At 63.4% G+C, this 18,978-nt stretch carries 17 protein-coding genes; 7 read left to right on the forward strand and 10 right to left on the reverse strand.

Annotated features, from left to right (window positions below):
* Positions 1–152 precede the first annotated feature (152 nt).
* Positions 153–785, forward strand: coding sequence for an efflux transport transcriptional regulator TtgR (gene ttgR / locus HU738_RS14510; protein ID WP_176505955.1), 633 nt, complete (start codon positions 153–155; stop codon positions 783–785).
* Positions 786–865: 80 nt separating this feature from the next.
* On the opposite strand, the gene HU738_RS14515 is transcribed toward ttgR, so the two are convergent.
* Positions 866–2,317, reverse strand: a complete 1,452-nt coding sequence (locus HU738_RS14515; protein WP_186601304.1) for an MDR family MFS transporter — start codon at positions 2,315–2,317, stop codon at positions 866–868.
* A 352-nt stretch (positions 2,318–2,669) separates the two neighbouring features.
* Between HU738_RS14515 and HU738_RS14520 the strand changes: the two genes are divergently transcribed.
* Positions 2,670–3,539 carry an isocitrate lyase/PEP mutase family protein gene (locus tag HU738_RS14520; protein ID WP_176505957.1) on the forward strand — a complete coding sequence of 290 codons (870 nt, stop codon included), beginning with the start codon at positions 2,670–2,672 and terminating at the stop codon, positions 3,537–3,539.
* Positions 3,540–3,589: 50 nt separating this feature from the next.
* Here the strand turns inward: HU738_RS14520 and HU738_RS14525 are convergent, their stop codons facing one another.
* The gene (locus HU738_RS14525; RefSeq protein ID WP_186601305.1) at positions 3,590–4,498 is read right to left on the reverse strand and encodes a LysR family transcriptional regulator; all 909 of its coding nucleotides are present in this window, start codon (positions 4,496–4,498) and stop codon (positions 3,590–3,592) included.
* Between the two features lie 108 nt (positions 4,499–4,606).
* On the opposite strand from HU738_RS14525, the gene HU738_RS14530 reads away from it, so the two are divergent.
* Entirely contained in the window at positions 4,607–5,221 is a 615-nt protein-coding gene (locus HU738_RS14530) for an NAD(P)-dependent oxidoreductase (protein ID WP_186601306.1), read from the forward strand.
* Between the two features lie 92 nt (positions 5,222–5,313).
* On the opposite strand, the gene HU738_RS14535 is transcribed toward HU738_RS14530, so the two are convergent.
* Entirely contained in the window at positions 5,314–6,189 is an 876-nt protein-coding gene (locus tag HU738_RS14535) for a LysR substrate-binding domain-containing protein (protein WP_186601307.1), read from the reverse strand.
* 129 nt (positions 6,190–6,318) lie between these two features.
* Here HU738_RS14535 and HU738_RS14540 point away from each other — a divergent pair, with 129 nt between their 5' ends.
* Entirely contained in the window at positions 6,319–7,956 is a 1,638-nt protein-coding gene (locus tag HU738_RS14540) for a 5-guanidino-2-oxopentanoate decarboxylase (RefSeq protein ID WP_186601308.1), read from the forward strand.
* Between the two features lies 1 nt (position 7,957).
* Here the strand turns inward: HU738_RS14540 and HU738_RS14545 are convergent, their stop codons facing one another.
* On the reverse strand, positions 7,958–8,878 hold the full coding sequence (locus HU738_RS14545) for an AraC family transcriptional regulator (RefSeq protein WP_186601309.1): 921 nt from the start codon (positions 8,876–8,878) through the stop codon (positions 7,958–7,960).
* A 202-nt stretch (positions 8,879–9,080) separates the two neighbouring features.
* Here HU738_RS14545 and HU738_RS14550 point away from each other — a divergent pair, with 202 nt between their 5' ends.
* Both HU738_RS14550 and HU738_RS14555 read left to right on the forward strand, forming a co-directional pair.
* Positions 9,081–9,374: a putative quinol monooxygenase gene (locus HU738_RS14550; protein WP_176505963.1), complete on the forward strand. Its 294-nt coding sequence runs from the start codon at positions 9,081–9,083 to the stop codon at positions 9,372–9,374.
* A 45-nt stretch (positions 9,375–9,419) separates the two neighbouring features.
* Complete coding sequence (locus HU738_RS14555; protein ID WP_159409050.1) at positions 9,420–9,653, forward strand: hypothetical protein; 234 nt, start codon at positions 9,420–9,422, stop codon at positions 9,651–9,653.
* Here the strand turns inward: HU738_RS14555 and HU738_RS14560 are convergent, their stop codons facing one another.
* Both HU738_RS14560 and HU738_RS14565 read right to left on the reverse strand, forming a co-directional pair.
* Positions 9,654–10,259 carry a flavin reductase family protein gene (locus tag HU738_RS14560; RefSeq protein WP_054885033.1) on the reverse strand — a complete coding sequence of 202 codons (606 nt, stop codon included), beginning with the start codon at positions 10,257–10,259 and terminating at the stop codon, positions 9,654–9,656.
* Positions 10,260–10,359: 100 nt separating this feature from the next.
* Positions 10,360–10,686: a hypothetical protein gene (locus HU738_RS14565; RefSeq protein ID WP_186601311.1), complete on the reverse strand. Its 327-nt coding sequence runs from the start codon at positions 10,684–10,686 to the stop codon at positions 10,360–10,362.
* 354 nt (positions 10,687–11,040) lie between these two features.
* Here HU738_RS14565 and HU738_RS14570 point away from each other — a divergent pair, with 354 nt between their 5' ends.
* Positions 11,041–11,793, forward strand: coding sequence for a COG4705 family protein (locus HU738_RS14570; RefSeq protein ID WP_186601312.1), 753 nt, complete (start codon positions 11,041–11,043; stop codon positions 11,791–11,793).
* A 71-nt stretch (positions 11,794–11,864) separates the two neighbouring features.
* On the opposite strand, the gene HU738_RS14575 is transcribed toward HU738_RS14570, so the two are convergent.
* From HU738_RS14575 to bglX, 4 genes are all read right to left on the reverse strand, one after another.
* Positions 11,865–13,184 (reverse strand): MFS transporter, encoded by a 1,320-nt coding sequence (locus HU738_RS14575; RefSeq protein WP_176505968.1) that lies wholly within the window; start codon positions 13,182–13,184, stop codon positions 11,865–11,867.
* 220 nt (positions 13,185–13,404) lie between these two features.
* A complete protein-coding gene (locus tag HU738_RS14580) occupies positions 13,405–14,733 on the reverse strand; it encodes a sigma-54-dependent transcriptional regulator (RefSeq protein WP_186601313.1) in 1,329 nt (442 codons plus the stop codon).
* Positions 14,727–16,484 (reverse strand): sensor histidine kinase, encoded by a 1,758-nt coding sequence (locus HU738_RS14585; RefSeq protein WP_186601314.1) that lies wholly within the window; start codon positions 16,482–16,484, stop codon positions 14,727–14,729. Before HU738_RS14585 ends, HU738_RS14580 begins: the two co-directional genes overlap by 7 nt.
* Positions 16,485–16,587: 103 nt before the next feature.
* A complete protein-coding gene (gene bglX / locus HU738_RS14590) occupies positions 16,588–18,879 on the reverse strand; it encodes a beta-glucosidase BglX (RefSeq protein ID WP_186601396.1) in 2,292 nt (763 codons plus the stop codon).
* Positions 18,880–18,978 lie beyond the last annotated feature (99 nt).

Genomic DNA, 18,978 nt, shown 5'->3' on the forward strand with positions numbered 1-18,978 from the left:
TTACATTCACGGTTGTTTGTAAATACCGCTGGGTAGTACTTGGCTACTACCGCAGCCCTTGATTAGCCCATCCGAGAGTCACCCTGCAGAGGTGACCCCGGCGGTTTTCCCCGCCTGCACAGCGCAGCGGGCCCAGATGAGGTTGCACTGCCATGGTCCGTCGAACCAAAGAAGAAGCCCAGGAGACCCGCGCCCAGATTATCGAGGCAGCGGAAAGGGCCTTCTACAAGCGCGGCGTCGCGCGCACCACATTGGCCGACATCGCCGAACTGGCGGGCGTGACCCGAGGGGCGATCTACTGGCATTTCAACAACAAGGCGGAGTTGGTGCAGGCGCTGCTCGACAGCCTGCATGAAACCCATGACCATCTGGCGCGGGCCAGCGAAAGTGAAGACGAACTGGACCCGCTCGGCTGCATGCGCAAGCTGTTGCTGCAGGTACTCAACGAGCTGGTACTGGACGCCCGTACCCGGCGTATCAATGAAATCCTGCATCACAAGTGCGAGTTCACCGATGACATGTGTGAAATTCGCCAGCAGCGCCAAGGCGCAGTACTGGATTGCCATGTGGGCATCAAGCTGGCATTGGCCAATGCCGTGCGCCGTGGCCAGCTACCCACGGAGCTGGATATAGAGCGAGCAGCCGTGGCCTTGTTCGCCTATGTCGATGGCCTGATCGGGCGCTGGTTGCTGCTGCCGGACAGTTTCGAACTGCTGCCCGACGCGGAAAAATGGGTCGATGCCGGGCTGGATATGCTGCGCTTGAGCCCTGCGTTGCGCAAATGACACTTTGTTAAGGATTGTGAGGAAGTGTTTCCCCTGCGTATTAAGTGGGTATTAATACCTTTTCAGCCGCTACGCCGCCCTCAACGGCCGCGCAATTGCCGGTCCGGCAGCGCCAGGGCGGCCAGCAGCCCCAGCAGCGCGATCCCCGCACTGCCCAGCAGCAGGTGACGGAACGTCTCCAGCAGCTTCAACTGCGTCAGCGGGTCCGCCTCACCGGCCTTGAGGCTCCCCAGCAGCGGGTTGCCCAGCAATTCAAAACCACCTTGCTGCAGCAGCGCCAGCAACAGGCTGGACATGCAGGCCACGCCCATGGCCCCGCCGAGCGAGCGGAACAGGTTGGTGGTGCTGGTGGCCACGCCGATATCCTTGCTTTGCACCGCGCTTTGCGTGCCCACCAGCGAGGTTGGGAACTGCAAGCCGCAGGCGATACCGGTCAGCAGCATGAACACGGCACTGAGCAAGGCAGACTGAGGGGGCGTGATGGCCATGGCGAAGATTGCCATGGGCATCAGCACGGCACCGGCCAGAATCTGTGGTTTGAAGCGCCCGGTGCGGCTGGTCATGCGGCCACCGGTGAAGGCGCCCAGGGGCAAGCCCATGGCCAGAGGCAGCAGGTGCAATGCTGCGCTGTCGGCACCGGCGCCAGTGATGCCCTGGTAGCGCAGCGGCATCAGCATGGTCAGCGAGATCGATTGGAAACTGGCGAAGAAGATCACCCCCCAGCACAGCACGGCCACCCGGTTGCCGAACAGGTCCATGGGCAGCAGCGGTTCATCGTAGCGACGCTCGTGGCCGACGAACAAGGCCAGGCCGAGCACCGCGCAGGCGAACAATGCCAACACGGGAGGGGCGGTCCAGGGCTGCCCTTGGCCGACCAGGGTAATGCCCAGCAACAAACTGCCCAGGCCGAGAATCAGCAGCACGGCGCCGAGGTAATCCACCCGGGCCTGGCGGTGCTGCACTGGCATGCCGGCCAGGGCGCGACGAATCGCCCACAGCGCGATCAGGCCCAGCGGCAGGTTGATCCAGAAAACCCAGCGCCAGGACAGGTATTCGGTCAGCCAGCCGCCCAGCACAGGCCCGGCCACGCTGGCCACGGCGTACATGCTGCTGAAGTAGCCCTGATAACGGCCCCTCTCACGCGGTGGCACGAAATCCCCGATGATCGCCTGGCTCACCGACACCATGCCGCCGGCACCAATGCCTTGCAGCACGCGCGCCACGACCAGCTGCTGCATGTCCTGAGCCAGTGCGCAGGCGATCGAGGCCAGGGTGAACAGGCTGATGCCTGTAAGGATCATCCGCCGCCGGCCATACAGGTCACCCAGCTTGCCGTAGATCGGCACGGCTACGGTCATCGCCACCATGTAGCCGGAAATCACCCAGGCAAGCAGGCCGACGTCGTTGAACCGGGCCGAGATGGCCGGCAGCGACACGGCGACGATGGTCTGGTCAAGGGCACCAAGGAAGATCGCCAGCATCAGGGCGGTCAGCACGTTGCGCAGGACGGTCGGGGGCAGGGCGGCTGTCACGGGAGTACCTTGTCTGGAAGGGTGACGCGATAGGGCGATTGTAACCCGAGTTAGGTAGCTTCCTATGTACTATCTGCATCGCCTATGCAAGATCGGCATTGGCGCATTCATCCAGAGCAGCATGGCTGCGTGATATCGTTGGTATGCCACAGGGGCTGAAAGCCGCGGCCTGCACCAGCTTGGTGCAGCAATTTGTCGCAGGTTGTCAGGCCACTGTCTCCCACACCTTTTATTCCTCTGCCTGCATGTCGAGCATGACCGCCCAGATGGCGACGGTTGGAACAGGTCAGGTAGACCCGATTCAGGGGTCGGTAGCAACCGTTCAATTTCTACATATATAAGCGGAGTGATCATGCCCAAGGCTTCCCATCAAGATCTGCGTTTTGCCTTCCGCGAGCTGCTCGCTTCAGGGGCCTGCTACCACACCGCCTCCGTATTCGACCCGATGTCGGCGCGCATCGCTGCCGACCTGGGCTTCGAAGTCGGCATCCTCGGCGGTTCGGTGGCTTCATTGCAGGTGCTGGCCGCACCGGACTTCGCCTTGATCACCCTGAGCGAGTTCGTCGAGCAGGCCACCCGCATTGGCCGCGTGGCACAACTGCCGGTGCTTGCCGACGCCGACCACGGTTACGGCAATGCACTCAACGTCATGCGCACGGTCATCGAACTGGAGCGCGCCGGTGTAGCTGCGCTGACCATCGAAGACACCTTGTTGCCTGCCCAGTTCGGGCGCAAGTCCACTGACCTGATCTCGGTCGAGGAGGGGGTGGGCAAGATCCGTGCGGCCCTGGAAGCGCGTGTCGACTCGTCGCTGTCGGTCATCGCCCGGACCAACGCCGGGGTGCTCTCCACCGAGGAAATCATCGTCCGCACCCAGAGCTACCAGAAGGCGGGTGCCGACGGTATCTGCATGGTCGGTGTGAAGGACTTCGAGCAGCTGGAGCAGATTGCCGAACACCTGACCGTGCCGCTGATGCTGGTGACCTACGCCAACCCTGCCCTGCGCGACGACGAGCGCCTCGCTCGCCTGGGCGTGCGTATCGTGGTCGATGGCCATGCCGCCTACTTTGCCGCGATCAAGGCCACCTATGACTGCCTGCGCCTGCAGCGCGGCCAGCAGAACAAGTCCGAGAACCTGAGCGCCACTGAGCTTTCGCACACCTACACCCAGCCTGAGGACTATATTCGCTGGGCCAAGGAGTACATGAGCGTCGAGGAATGATCGGCGTGGCGCCGCTCAAGTGACGGGCGGCAGCTGAACCTGCGAGAAGGTCAGTACAGGTCGCGGTCCCACTCCGGTTCGTCCTTGAACCGATGCACCAGAAAATCCAGCATGCTGCGCAAGGTTGCCGGCATATGCTTGCGCGAGGTGTATACCGCGTTCAGGTTCAGCTCCCGTGGCCGTGCTTCGGGCAGCAGGCGTTGCAGCGCGCCACTGCGCAGGGCGGTGGCCGCCTGGTAGGTAGGCAGCATGGCAATACCGGCGCCTGCCAGGGTCGCGTTCTGCAGGGTCATGACCTCGTTGGCGCTGATGTTGCCGTGCACCGGCACCGCGATCTGCTGGCCGCCCACCTCGAAATGCCACAGGCTGTGGCCGAAATAGGCATGGGTCAGGCAGTTGTGCTGGCTCAGTTCTTCGACCCGTTGCGGCGTGCCATGCTCGCGCAGGTAGGCGGGCGATGCGCAGACCACCGAGCGGCACACGGTCAGGCGCCGGGCAATCAGGTTCGGGTCCAGATCGTTGCTGGTGCGGATCGCCAGGTCGATCCGCTCGTCCACCAGGTTGACCGTGCGGTCGAGCATTTGCAGTTCAACCTTCACGGCTGGGTAGCGCTGAACATAATCGGCAACCGCATTCACCAGCTGTGCCTGGCCAAACGACGTACTGACGCTGATGCGCAGGGCACCCTTTGGCGCATCTTCCGGTTGTTGCACAGCGGCCTGCAGGTCGCCCGCCAGTTCCAGCAACTGTCGGCAGCGGGGCAGGGTTTCCTGGCCGGCGGCGGTCAGGCTGAGCTTGCGCGTGGTGCGCTGCATCAGCCGTGCGCCAACCCAGTCCTCCAGTTCGGCCAGGTAGCGCGACACCACAGGCCGCGACAGCTGCAGGTGCTCTGCCGCTGCCGACTGGCTGCCCAGGTCGACAACGGTGACGAAAACGCGCATGGCGTTGAGACGGTCCATGATTTGCCCGATTTCAGAAACAAACTATGTCTGAGCATCGCATTTTTTGTCATGGATCGGGCAACTAAGCTGTGTGCACTCGTTGTTCAACTGCTGGAGAATCGATCCATGAGCAAAATCGCAATCATCGGAGCCACCGGCCGTGCCGGCAGCCAATTGCTTGAAGAAGCCCTGCGCCGTGGCCATGGCGTGGTGGCTATCGCCCGCGACCCGTCGAAGTTGCAGGGGCGTGAGGGTGTCACCATCCAGGCGCTGGATGCCAAGGACAGCGCGGCCTTGCAGCAGGCGGTTGCGGGGGCCGATGCGGTGCTCAGTGCAGCACACTTTTCCACCCTCGAACCTCACGCCATCATCGAACCGGTCAAACGTGCCGGGGTCAAGCGCCTGCTGGTCGTGGGAGGGGCGGGCAGCCTGCTGTTGCCTTCCGGGCACCGTGTAATCGACAGCCCGGACTTCCCCGAAGCCTACAAGGCTGAAGCCAGTGCCGGCGTGCGCTTTCTCGACGTGCTGCGCCAGGAGACGACGCTTGACTGGACTTTCCTGTCGCCATCGGCGGAATTCGTCGAAGGCGAGCGCAGCGGGCACTACAAGCTGGGCAAGGACCATCTGCTGATCGGTGCGGATGGCAAAAGCACGATCACCTTTGCCGACTTCGCCATTGCCATGCTCGATGAGCTGGAAAAGCCTGCGCACTCACGCCAGCGTTTCACCGTCGGCTACTGAGTTGTCTGTTTCGCGGGCGCGCCCGCTCCCACAGGTTCGGCACATGTCTTGAAGACTTTGCGTTGGGAGCGGGCGTGCCCGCGAAGAGGCCATCAAAGGCGGGCTCGGTTTTCCAGCCAATCCAGCAACTCCAACAAGCCTGGCGGCAAGCCCTTGGCCTGACTCACCAGGTAATACCCCTTGCCGGTCTGTACTTTCAGCGCAAACGGCGTGCACAGCCGCCCCCCGCGCAAGTCATCCGCAATCAGCGCCCAGTCACCAATCGCCACCCCGGTTCCCTGCGAAGCCATGGCCATCGCCATGTCCAGCGTCTCGAAATGCTGTTTCGGCCCCTGCGCCTGCAGGTCCACGCCTGCTGCCTGTAGCCACAGCCGCCAGTCATGCTCGTCCCGTGATGGATGCAACAGCATGTGGCGGGCGAGGTCCTGGATCCGTTGCAGCGCAACGGGCCCCTTCAACAGCGAAGGCGCGCACACCGGGGTCAGTTGTTCATCGAACAGCTTGCGCACCCGCAGCCCGTGGTTTGGCGCATCGCCATAGACTACAGCGGCATCGAACCCCTCACGGCGCAAGTCCACACCGTGCTGCACCGTGGTGGTCAGCTCGACCGGCACGTCCGGCCGCAGCGCTTGCCACTCCATCAGCCGTGGCAACAGCCAGCGCATCACGCAGGTCGGTGCCTTGAGCTGCAAGGTAGCGCTGCGCCCACCCACTTCACGCACGCCCTGTTCGACAAGGCTGAAGATCTGCTGCACCCGTGGCAGCCAGTCCTGGCCCTCGCGGGTCAGGCTCAGGCCTCGCGCCTGACGCTGGAACAACGCGTAGCCCAGGTGTTCCTCAAGCCCAGCGATCTGCCGGCTCACGGCGCCCTGGGTGATGTGTAGCTGCTGCGCGGCGCGGGTGAAGTTGCAATGCTGGGCGGTGACCAGAAAGGTGTAGAGGGCGGGCAGGGGCGGTAGCCGTTTCATTGCGCTGAGCCATGATTACAGGACATGGCTAGTATGTGTTTTTTTGCCTTGTGGCGGTAGCACTGCCTTGGGTCCAATGGGCCTAGATTGCAACACGATTCTCCCCAACAAGATTTTAGGTGAAACCCGATGGCAACCTGCGGCGAAGTACTGGTCAAACTCCTTGAAGGCTATGGTGTGGACCATGTCTTCGGCATTCCCGGCGTGCATACCGTGGAGCTCTACCGCGGCCTGGCGGGCTCGTCGATCCGCCACATCACCCCGCGTCATGAGCAGGGCGCCGGGTTCATGGCTGATGGCTATGCGCGTACCCGCGGCAAGCCAGGCGTGTGCTTCATCATCACCGGCCCGGGCATGACCAACATCACCACCGCGATGGGCCAGGCCTATGCCGACTCGATCCCGATGCTGGTGATCTCCAGCGTACAGTCGCGCGATCAACTGGGCGGGGGCCGTGGCAAGTTGCATGAACTGCCGAACCAGGCCGCGCTGGTGGCGGGCGTGGCGGCGTTCTCGCAGACGCTGATGAGCGCCGATGACCTGCCCCAGGTGCTGGCGAGGGCCTTTGCCGTGTTCGATGGCGCCCGCCCACGGCCGGTGCATATCGAGATCCCGCTGGACGTGCTGGTCGAGCCCGCCGACCATCTGCTGCCTGGCCGTCCTGTGCGCAGTGCCCGCGCAGGTGCCGCGCCCCAGGCCGTAGCCGCCATGGCCGAGCGCCTGGCCATGGCCCGCCGCCCGTTGATCCTGGCGGGTGGCGGTGCACTGGCTGCCGGAGCGCCACTGGCGCTGCTGGCGGAGCACTTGCAGGCACCGGTGGCGCTGACCATCAATGCCAAGGGCCTGCTGCCGGCCAGCCACCCGTTGCAGATTGGTTCGACCCAATCGCTGGTGGCTACCCGTGAGCTGGTGGAAGAAGCTGATGTGGTGCTGGCGATTGGTACCGAGCTGGCCGAGACCGACTATGACGTCACCTTCAAGGGCGGTTTCAAGATTCCCGGCAGCTTGCTGCGCATCGACATCGACCCGGACCAGACAGTGCGCAACTATCTGCCGGAGCTGGCGCTGGTCGCGGATGCCGAACTGGCTGCCCAGTCCCTGCTCGAGGCGTTGCGCCAGCTACCCGCGCCGGTGCACGCCGAGGGCTGGGGCATTGGCCGTGCGCAGCGCCTGCGTGACACGTTGGCAACGGGTTGGGACCAGCCGACGCTGAGCCAGACGCGCCTGCTGAGCAGCATTCTGCAAAGCCTGCCCAACGCCATCCTGGTCGGTGATTCGACGCAGCCGGTGTACACCGGCAACCTGACCCTGGACATGGATCAGCCGCGCCGCTGGTTCAATGCTTCGACCGGCTACGGCACCTTGGGTTATGCCCTGCCAGCGGCGATGGGCGCCTGGCTGGGCAGCGCCGAGCAAGCGGCCGAGCGTGCGCCGACGGTCTGCCTGATTGGTGATGGCGGGCTGCAGTTCACCTTGCCAGAGCTTGCCAGCGCGGTGGAGGCGCAGGTGCCGCTGATCGTGCTGCTGTGGAACAACCAGGGTTACGAGGAAATCAAGAAGTACATGGTCAATCGGGCGATCGAGCCGGTCGGGGTGGATATTCATACCCCAGACTTCATCGGCGTGGCACGGGCGCTGGGGGCCGAGGCCGCGCACGTGGCCGATGTCGTGCAGCTGCAGGCTGCGCTGGGCAAGGCGGTGGCGCGCAAGGGGCCGACCTTGATCCAGGTCGACCAGAACCAGTGGCAGGCGGCAGTAGCGGGCTAGATCAGCCGGCGCTGGCCCGCAACCGGGCGACGTCACGAATCGGCGGTGCGCCATACAGCCGGCTGTATTCCCGGCTGAACTGTGAAGGGCTTTCGTAGCCCACCCGGTAGGCCGCCACCGCCGCTTCCAGGCCATCGTTGAGCATCAGCCGCCGCGCTTCCTGCAGGCGCAGTTGCTTCTGGTATTGCAGCGGGCTCATTGAGGTCACGGCCTTGAAGCGGTGATGCAGGGTCGAGGTGCTGAGGTTGACCTCGCGGGCCAGGTCCTCGATGCGCAGCGGCTGCTGAAAGTTCTGGTTGAGCCAGGTGATGGCCTGGCTCACCCGGTGGGTCTGGCTGTTGGCCAAGGCGATTTCGTACAGGCGATAACCCTGCGGCCCGCGTAGCAGGCGGTAAAGAATCTCGCGACGAATCAGCGGCGCCAGCATGCCGATGTCGCGCGGGGAATCCAGCAAGCGGACCAGCCGCAGCAGCGCATCGAGCAACTGCGGATCGGTGCGTTCCACATACAGGCCGCGACCGGAGGGCAGGTTGGGCACCAGCATCGGCCCGCTCTCTGCGATCAGCTGGCTGATTTCGGCCGGGTCGAGGTCCATGCGCAAGCCAAGGCTGGGGTGCTCCGGGCTGGCGTCCAGCCTCACGCCGCTCAGCGGCAGGGTCACCGACACCACCATGTAATGCAACGGGTCGTAGGCGTATTGCTCGTCGCCGAGGAACAGGCTCTTGCTGCCTTGCGCCAGGATGCACAACGCCGGTTGTGCCAGGGTCGGCACCGATCGGACGTTTTCGGTGTAGCGCACCAGATACAGGTCGTCGATGGCCGAGGCGGGGCCGAAGGGTTCACCGGCGTGCCTGCGGATCAGGTCGGCCAGTTCCTGGCGTTGTACTTCCAGTGTCGGGTCGATGGACGGGGCTGTGGTCATGATGGCTTTCCTCTGCTGACCGACGCAGCATAGGTTTGGGCAATGACAGGCGCTAGTCGAAAGCTGCACGTCGATTGCCTGATCCTGCCGCGCTGCAGGATCAGGCAATCGCGGTGCAGTAATGGCCTAACGCGTCGCGTGCGCCAGCCCCTAATCTTGGCAGCCTGGTATTTCCGCCCGCTTGCTTCAAGGAGATCGTGCAATGACCCTACGACAACCGGTCACCCATCTGGCTTTCATCCGTGCCAGCAGCGGTCGCTCCGCAGAACTCGGCGCCCGCCTGCGCGACCTGCTGGAGCCGTCATTACGTACCCCGGGTTGCCTGAGCTTCAGCGTGCAGCGCTCCCAGGCGGATGCCGACCTGTGGCTGCTCAGCGGTAGCTGGCAGGATCAGCAGGCGATGAGTGGCTACTTTGCCTCGCCCACCCTCAATGTGTTCGGCGAACTGGTCCAGGCGCAGGTCGTCAGCAGCCTCGACTTGCATACCTTCGATTGAAACACGGTTAGAATGCCGCCCCTCGATCAACAGGCGGAAGGCAACATGGCACGTAGAGAATTCCCGCATTTCGAAGCGGTTTCGGCGATGGTCCCGGTGGAAGGCGGTGGCTACAACGCCGCCATCGCGGTCAAGGCCCTGGGCATGGGCGGCGCACCGCGCTTTCACAAAGTACTCGACGAGCAAGTGTTCAAAAGCGCCGTGGCGGCTGACGAAGCCGCCTGCGCCGAGCTCGCACGCCTGCAGGGCGTGGGCGAGGAAGGCGAACTGATCTGGTGATCAGGCCTGTGGGCGAGCCATCTTGAACAGGTTGCCCAACTCGAAGTAATCCGCCGGGCCACCGCCACGCAGGATCGGTTCGGCGGCAGCGGTGTCGTAGATACCGTTCTTCAGCAGGTGTTCGGCAATGTGCACCGCCACCACTTCACCCAGGATCAACCAGCTCGGCACCAGTGCCTGATCGGCGCGCTTGAGCTGGACGATCTGGCTCACCTTGCATTCGAAGGCCACTGGCGTTTCGCCCACGCGCGGCACCTTGACGATGTTCGATGCCACTGCAGTCAGGCCGCTCAGTTCGAACTCGTTGATATCGGCGGCAACGGCCGCGCAGCTCTGGTTCATCTGTTCGGCCAGCGGGCGGGTAGCCAGGTTCCAGACGAACTCACCGGTCTGCTCGATGTTGTTCAGGCTGTCTTTGCGCCCGACGCTGCAGAACCCGATGATCGGTGGAATGTAGTTGAAGGCATTGAAGAAGCTGTACGGCGCGAGGTTCAGCTGGCCGTCACGGCTCTGTGAGGAGATCCAGCCGATCGGGCGCGGGCCGACGATGGCATTGAATGGGTCGTGGGGCAGGCCGTGGCCTTTGGCGGGTTCGTAGTAGTACATCTGCCAGCATCCTTGGAACGAGGCGCCTAGTGTGCCAAGCCTTTGGCCGTCTGGAAATGATCAAGCCCGGCCGAGGCCGGGCTGGTAGCGCACAACAGGGTCAGCTGATGCGGTGGGCGTTGGTGCGGTCGAAGCCGTCTTCGGCGAAGCGCTGGGCGTTGGTGTGATCGAAGCCGTCTTCGGCGAAGCGCTGGGCGTTGGTGTGATCGAAGCCGTCTTCGGCGAAGCGCTGAGCACCGGTGTGATCGAAACCATCTTCGGCGAAGCGTTGTGCGCCAGTGTGGTCGAAGCCGTCTTCTGCGTAGCTGGCCGATTGAGTCTGGGCGGCGGCAAAGGTGTGGGCGTTGGTGCGGTCGAAGCCATCTTCGGCGAAGGCGCCAGCAGCGAATACCGAGAGGGCCAGGGTGAGGATCAGTTTGCTTTTCATGGTCGTTGCTCCTTTGGGTGCGAGAGGTTGTTTGTTTCCATGGGTTTAATGCTACGCCGATTAATTTGATTAAAAAGCGCAAAAAATTGCGATTAAAAATCGAATTATCAGATATATGTGGCCGCACGCTATGCAAATCAGCGGGTGCCGATGCCTCTGCGTGAGGTGCTTCAAACCCAAGGCGAGCGCAATGCTTCGCCAGCCATTGCAGATTGATGGAGTGGGATTAATCGGCGGTTAAGAACGAAAAATCTTAATTTGTAACAGCGTATGACGCTTTTTTCATATATCGCCAACCGATTTTTCAGGCTCTGCTCAGCACCATCGCCGCACCTCATTCCGGAGCGGTGAACAATGAACAAACTTCCGCAAATCACCCTGGCCTTCTGGGTCATGAAGATCTGCGCCACCACCCTTGGCGAAACTGCCGGTGATCTGCTGTCGATGACCCTCAACGTTGGTTATGCCGTCAGCTCGATGGTGCTGATCAGCGTGTTCCTGGTGACCTTGTTCGGCCAGCTGTTTTCGCGCCGCTATCACCCGATGCTGTACTGGTTGGTGATCCTCTCCACCAGCACGGCCGGCACCACCATGTCCGATTTCATGGACCGCACCCTGGGCCTGGGTTATGCCGCGGGTTCGGCAATCCTGATCGGCATCCTGCTGCTGACTTTCCTGGTCTGGCGCCTGAGCGGCAATTCACTTGACGTCACCCGCATCAAGAACCGCACCGGTGAAATCTATTACTGGATCGCCATCCTGTTCTCCAACACCCTGGGGACCGCGCTGGGTGACTACCTGGCGGACGACTCGGGTCTGGGCTTTGCCGGTGGCGCACTGCTGGTCGGCAGCGCCATCGCCCTGGTGGTACTGGCCCGTTACTGGACACGCATCCCGGGTGTGGTGCTGTTCTGGGTGGCTTTCGTGCTGACCCGCCCATTCGGCGCAACCCTCGGCGACGTCCTGACCAAGCCGCATGAGAAGGGCGGGCTGGATTTCGGCACCATCGGTTCTTCCGCAGTGTTGGGCGGTGTGCTGCTGGTGCTGGTGCTGATGGCGACCTGGTACCAGAAGCGTGAACCGCGTCAGGTGCTGGAAATGTCCTGATCACGGGTGTCTTCATGACAAACCAAAAGGGCGCCCTCTAGAGGGCGCCCTTTTTCGTTACGGAATCACATTCAGTCAGCAGTAATCCGCGAATGCTGCTTGGTGTCCTTCATGGTCGCATACACCAGCAGCGAGCAAGCGATGCACGCCGTGACGTACCAGTAGAAACCGCTTTCCATACCGGCGCTCTTGAACCACAGCGCCACGTACTCGGCGGTGCCGCCAAAGATCGACACGGTCAGGGCGTACGGCAGGCCAACACCGAGGGCGCGGATTTCGGTAGGGAACAGCTCGGCCTTCACCACTGCGTTGATCGAGGTGTAGCCGCTGACGATGATCAGCGCTGCCATGATCAGGAAGAACGCGCCCCACCAGGTCTGGATGGTGTGCAAGGTGCTGAGGATCGGCACGGTGAACAGGGTGCCGAGCACGCCGAAAGCGATCAGGATCGGGCGACGGCCGATCTTGTCGGACAGGCCACCGATCACCGGCTGCAGGCACATGAACAGGAACAGCGTGGCCGCCGAGATGGTGGTCGAATCGCTGATGCTCATGCCCACGGTGTTGACCAGGTACTTCTGCATGTAGGTGGTGTAGGTGTAGAAGGCCAGCGTGCCGCCCATGGTCAGGCCGACCACGGTCAGCAGCTCCTTGGGGTGGCGCATGAGGGTGCGCATCAGGCTTTCCTTGGCCTTTTCCTTCTTGGTGAAAGAAGCGGTTTCTTCCATGCCGCGGCGCAGGTACAGGGCAACCACTGCGCACAGGGCACCGATCACGAAGGGTACGCGCCAGCCCCAGGCATACAGCTGCTCGGTGGTCAGGGTCTGTTGCAGGATGATCAGTACCGCCAAGGCGATGAGCTGGCCGGAAATCAGCGTCACGTACTGGAAGCTGGAGAAGAAGCCACGGCGCTCCTTGCTGGCCATCTCGCTGAGGTAGGTGGCCGAGGTCCCGTATTCGCCGCCCACCGACAGGCCCTGCATCAGGCGTGCGATGACCAGCAGGATCGGCGCGGCGACGCCGATGGTTTCATAGCCGGGGGTCAGGGCGATCACCAGGGAGCCGGCACACATCAGCAGCACCGAGGCCATCAGTGCAGCCTTGCGCCCCTTGCGGTCGGCGTACAGGCCCATCAGCCAGCCACCGATCGGGCGCATCAGGAAGCCCACGGCGAAGATCGCAGCGGTGTTGAGCAACTGGGCGGTGGAGTCGCCGGCGGGGAAGAAGGCCTTGGCGAAGTACAGCGAGAACGCGGCGTAGACGTACCAGTCGTACCATTCGACCATATTGCCGATGGAACCACTGAAGATCGACTTCAGGCGGCTGGCGGTGGTTTTTTCAGCGGCGGGCGTGACGGCCGCCCCGGCTGGCAGGGAGGTGGCGTTATCCATCAGGGATACCTTCTCGTTGTTTTTGTGGAGCGCGCCGAAGCGCAGCTTGCCTGGGCAATTGCAGAAGGTGTGCCAAATGGGTGCGTAGCGATCCAAATGGGGGCGTAGGGCCCGCTGGCGCTGGATCATAGCTAATGGCTGCGGAACGGCCCCCTTGTCCATCCAGGGTTGGATAAGCGGGTTTCCGCTTATCTGATGTGGCTGATAGGCAATAAACCGCTTATTGAAGAAAGTCCTCGCGCACCAACCCGTGCCGCTGCATCTTCTCGTTCAGCGTGCGCCGAGGCAGTTGCAGCGCTTCCATCACTGCCTTGATCTCGCCCCCGTGCTGACGCAATGCTGCTCGCAGGCACTGTGCTTCGAACGCTTCCATCTGATCGCCCAGCGATTGGCCTGCAGGTGTCACCTCGATGTTCGGCGAGCCTAACCCCAGGGCATGTCGCTCTGCGGCATTGGCCAGCTCACGCACATTGCCCGGCCAGTCATGCGACAGCAGCTGCGCCAGTTGCGCACCGCTCAGGGGGGGCGCCGAGCGCCCCAGCTTTCCGGCTGCTGCGCGGGCGAAATGCTCGAACAGCAGCGGGATGTCCTCACGCCGTTCACGCAGCGGCGCCAGGCGCAGTTCCGCCACGTTCAGGCGATAGGCCAGATCCTCGCGGAAACGCCCGGCACGGGCTTCTTCAAGCAAATCGGGCTTGGTAGCGGCAATGATCCGCAAGTCGACGCTGATGCTCTGGTTAGCCCCCAGCCGCTCCAGCTTCTGCTCCTGGATCACCCGCAACAGCTTGACCTGCTGGGCCAGCGGCATGCTCTCGATCTCGTCGAGGAATACCGTCCCGCCGTTGGCGTATTCCAGCTTGCCGATGCGTTTGCCCTGGGCGCCGGTGAAGGCGCCGCTTTCGTGGCCGAACAGTTCGGCTTCGAACAGCGCTTCAGGGATGGCCGCGCAGTTGAGCGCGACAAACGGTTTTTCGGCACGCGGGCCGAAGTCGTGCAGGCAACGCGCTACGCGCTCCTTGCCGCTACCGGTCTCGCCGCGGATCAGCACATTGACCGGCAGGCCGGCCAGGTCCAGCACCTGTCGGCGCAACTGCTGCAAGCCCTGGGACATGCCCAGCAGGGTCGTTTCCAGGCGTGACTTGAGGTCGGCCTGCTCGTGCAGCCGTCGGTTCTCCAGGACCAGCTGGCGTTTCTCCAGTGCGCGGCGCAGGCTGCCAAGCAAATGTTGCGGTGTAAACGGCTTTTCCAGGAAGTCATAGGCGCCGTTGCGCATCGCCTCGACCGCCATCGGCACATCTCCATGGCCGGTCAGCAGGATCACCGGCAGGTCCGGATCATCCCCCTGCAGGCGTTCGAGCAGCTGCAGGCCACCCATGCCCGGCATGCGCACGTCGCTGATGATCACCCCGGCAAAATGCGCGGGCAGCTGGGCCAGGCAGTCTTCGGCACGGGCGAACAGCTGCACGCTGAAGCCCGATAGGCTTAGCCACTGCTCGACCGCCGTGCGGATACTGGCTTCATCATCGACGACGATCACTGAATTCAACATACAGGCTCCAGGTCACGGGGCAGGGTCATGCTCAACCGGGCGCCGCCCGGCAGGTTCTCGGCGTGTAACTGGCCGCCAGCTTCGACGATGATGCCATAGGAAATCGCCAGGCCCAGGCCCAGGCCTTCGCCTACCGGCTTGGTGGTGAAGAACGGGTCGAAGACCTTGGCCAGGTCAGCTTCGGCAATGCCGCCGCCGGAGTCCAGCACGCTGAGGCGCCACTGCCCATGATCCGGTTCGATGCGGACCTCCAGGCGCCTGTAGCGTTTGTCGGCCATGGCATCGAGGGCGTTGCGCAGCAGGTTGATCAATACCTGTTCGAGGCGGATAGCATCGCCCCGGACCCAGGCCGGGCGTGCCAGGTACAGGGCCACTTCGACTTCCTCACTGCGTATGCGGGTGTCCATCAAGTGCAGGGCCTGGTCGACCACGGTAGCCAGGTCGAGGCGTTCACGCAGGCCGACCGGGCTGTTGCGGGCGAAGGTCTTCAGATGGCTGGTCAGGGCAGCCATGCGCGTGAGCATCTGCTCCAGCGGCTCGAGGGCCTTGCGCGCGTCGTCGTAACGGCCGTGGTCAAGCAACAGACGCAGGGTTTCCAGTTGCATGCGTTGGGTCGTCAGCGGCTGGTTGATCTCGTGAGCCATGGCCGCCGACATCTGCCCCAGGGCAGCCAGTTTGGCCGATTGCACCAAGCCTTCCTGGGCGGTGCGCAGCTCACGCGTACGTTCCTCGACCTGGCGCTTGAGCTCTTCGCGGCTGCGCTGGCGCAGGCGCGCCAGGCGCAGACGCTGGCTGACGAACAGCGCGGCGAACACCAGGCTCAGCCACACCGCTGCAGCACCCAGTGCAGCGTTGCGGCCGGCAGCTTCGACCTGGGGTCTGCGCAGCAGGTGCAAGGTCCAGTCTTCGCCTTCCAGCGGCAGGCTCTCCCAAAGGAACTCGGCGCTGCCATCAGGGCCCTGCACGCGGCTCAGATGACTGTTGCTGGCAAAGCGAGTCAGCACCTGATGCTGAAGCGGCACCAGCGGCTGCTTGTCGTACTGGCGGGTTTCGGCCAGCTCGGCGCGGTCGGCGCCTGTGAGTGGCTTGAGTTCGCGGTAGCGCCAGCCTTCCTGGTTGGCGATGAAGGTGATGCCGCGGGCGTCACTGACCAGCAGGATGTCACTGCCCTGGCGCCATTCGCGTTCGAGCTCAGGGAACTCCAGCTTGACCACCATGGCGCCGAGGAAGCGCCCCTGTTCATCGCTGACCGCGCTGGCCAGGAAGTAGCCCGGCACACCGCTGGTCACGCCAACCGCATAGAAGCGGCCACTGCCCTGGCTGCGGGTCTGCTTGAAGTAGGGGCGAAAGCCATAGTTGGAGCCAACGTAGGTGGTCGGCAGGCGCCAGTTGCTCGCGGCGACGGCCAGCCCGGTACGGTCGAGCAGCTCCAGGGTCGAAGAGTTGGCGGCGCCGTTGATGCGTTCGAGCTTGAGGTTGAGCGCGTGTTGCGTTTGCTCTCTGACCGGGCCGCGCAAGGCCTCGATCAGTTCCGGGTCCAGTGCCAGCACGGCGGGCAGGGCGCGGTAGCGATCGATCAGGGTGTGCAGGGCATTGGCGTACAGCACCAGTTGCTGGCTGGCGCGGCGGGCGTCGTCTTCCATGGCCTGGCGCTTGGCCTGGTGCATGGCCCAGCCGGCGCTTAACACAGTGCCGAGTACGATGAGCAGGGTGATCAGCCCCAGACGCAGGGCGCGAAAGGAAAAGGGCATGGGGCGGATCCGGGTGATGGGGATATCAGTACCGGCCTCTTCGCGGCGGTTCGACGGCTCGATGAACCCGCTGCCACAGAGGCCGGTACAGGCAAGCTTTCAATTACAGCAGTTCGAAGCTCTGCTGCTGCACGGCCTCGGAATCCAGCCCGACCTGCACATTGAACTCGCCAGGCTCGGCCACCCGCTGCAGTTGGCCATTGTAGAACTTCAGGTCTTCCTCACTGATGCGGAAGGACAAGGTCCGCGATTCGCCAGGCTTGAGCATCAGTTTCTGGAAGTTCTTCAGCTCCTTGACCGGGCGGCTCATCGACGCCGAGACGTCCTGCAGGTACAGCTGCACCACCGTCTCGCCTTCAAGCTTGCCGGTGTTCTTCACCGTCACCTTGGCCTCCAGGGTGTCGCCACGCTTGAGGTCCTTGCTCGACAGGGCCAGGCCCGACAGCTCGAAGCTGCTGTAGCTCAGGCCGTAGCCGAACGGGTACAGCGGGCCGTTGGGTTCTTCGAAATACTGCGAGGTGTAGTTGCCTGGCTTGCCGGGGGTGTATGGGCGGCCGATGCGGGTGTGGTTGTAGTACATCGGGATTTGCCCGACCGAGCGCGGGAAGGTGATTGCCAGCTTGCCCGACGGGTTGTAATCGCCGAACAGCACGTCAGCGATGGCGTTGCCGCCTTCGGTGCCGGAGAACCAGGTTTCGAGGATGGCGTCGGCCTGTTCACGCTCCCAGCTGATCGACAGCGGGCGGCCGTTCATCAGCACCAGTACCAGCGGCTTGCCGGTGGCTTTCAGGGCCTTGATCAGCTCGCGCTGGCTGGCGGGGATTTCCAGGGTGGTTCGGCTCGACGACTCGTGGGACATGCCACGGGACTCACCGACCACGGCCACGACCACATCGGACTGCCTGGCAGCCTTGACCGCTTCATCGATCAGCACGGCCGCAGGGCGTGGGTCATCGACGATTTCCGGGGCATCGAAGTTGAGGAAGTTCAGGTAGTCGAGGATGGCCTTGTCGCCAGTGACGTTGGAGCCTTTGGCATACACAAGCTTGGCCTTGCCCTCGACAGCGCGGCGCAGGCCTTCGCGCACGGTGACCGAGTGCATCGGCTTGCCGTCGGCAGCCCAGCTGCCCATCATGTCGATCGGCGCATCGGCCAGCGGGCCGACCAATGCAATGGTGCCGGCCTTTTTCAGCGGCAGCGTCTGGTTGCGGTTTTCCAGCAGCACCAGGCTGCGGCGTGCCACGTCGCGGGCGACGTCGCGGTGCAGACGGTCTTCGGCGTAGTAGTCCTTCAGGTCGCTTTCGGCCTTGCCGATGCGCACGTACGGGTCCTTGAACAGGCCCATGTCGTACTTGGCGCCGAGCACCTCGCGCACGGCCTGGTTCAACTCCTGCTGGGTCACTTCGCCGGACTTCAGCAGCCCTGGCAGTTCCTCGCCATACAGGGTGTCGTTCATGCTCATGTCGATGCCGGCCTTGATCGCCAGCTTGGCAGCTTCGCGGCCGTCGCGGGCGACACCGTGGCGGATCAGCTCCTGGATGGCGCCGTGGTCGCTGATGGTCACGCCCTTGAAGCCCCACTGCTTGCGCAGCAGGTCGTTCATCAGCCAGGTATTGGAAGTGGCTGGCACGCCGTTGATCGAGTTGAGCGCTACCATCACCCCTCCAGCACCAGCGTCGAGCGCGGCGCGGTAGGGCGGCAGGTAGTCGTTGTACATCTTCGGCAGGCTCATATCCACCGTGTTGTAGTCGCGCCCGCCTTCCACCGCGCCATACAGGGCGAAATGCTTGACGATGGCCATGATGCTGTCGGCGTTGGCCGGGCTGCTGCCCTGGAACGAGCGGACCATTACCTGGCCGATCTTCGAGGTCAGGTAGGTATCTTCGCCGAAGCCTTCACTGGTACGGCCCCAGCGCGGGTCGCGGGCGATGTCGACCATTGGCGCGAAGGTCATGTCCAGGGCGTCGGCCGACGCTTCGATGGCCGAGGTGCGGCCGACCTTGGCGATGGCATCCATGTCCCAGCTGGCGGCCAGGCCCAGGCCGATCGGGAAGATGGTGCGCTCGCCATGGATGGTGTCGTAGGCGAAGAACATCGGGATCTTCAGGCGGCTGCGCATGGCGGCGTCCTGCATCGGCCGGTTCTCGGGGGCGGTACGCGAGTTGAAGGTACCGCCGATGCGCCCGGCGGCGATTTCTTCGCGGATCTTGTCGCGGGGCATGTCCGGGCCGATGCTGATCAGGCGCAGTTGGCCGATCTTTTCGGCTTCGGTCATCTGGCTGATCAGATGATCGATGAACGCCTGCTTGTCCTGCAGGGGCGGGGCGGATGGGGCGGCAAGGGCCGCCTGGCTGGCAAGGCCCATGGCCAGGCCCAGCAAAGACAGTTTCATTATCAATTCCATTGTCGAGGCTTTGCCGTATCCAACGGATACGTGCATGGCCGAAGTTTTCAGGCGGCTATTGTTGTACGATTCGCCGGTAATTCATCCAGC

The sequence above is a fragment of the Pseudomonas vlassakiae genome, assembly GCF_014269035.2.
In the GTDB taxonomy this organism is placed as follows: domain Bacteria; phylum Pseudomonadota; class Gammaproteobacteria; order Pseudomonadales; family Pseudomonadaceae; genus Aquipseudomonas; species Aquipseudomonas vlassakiae.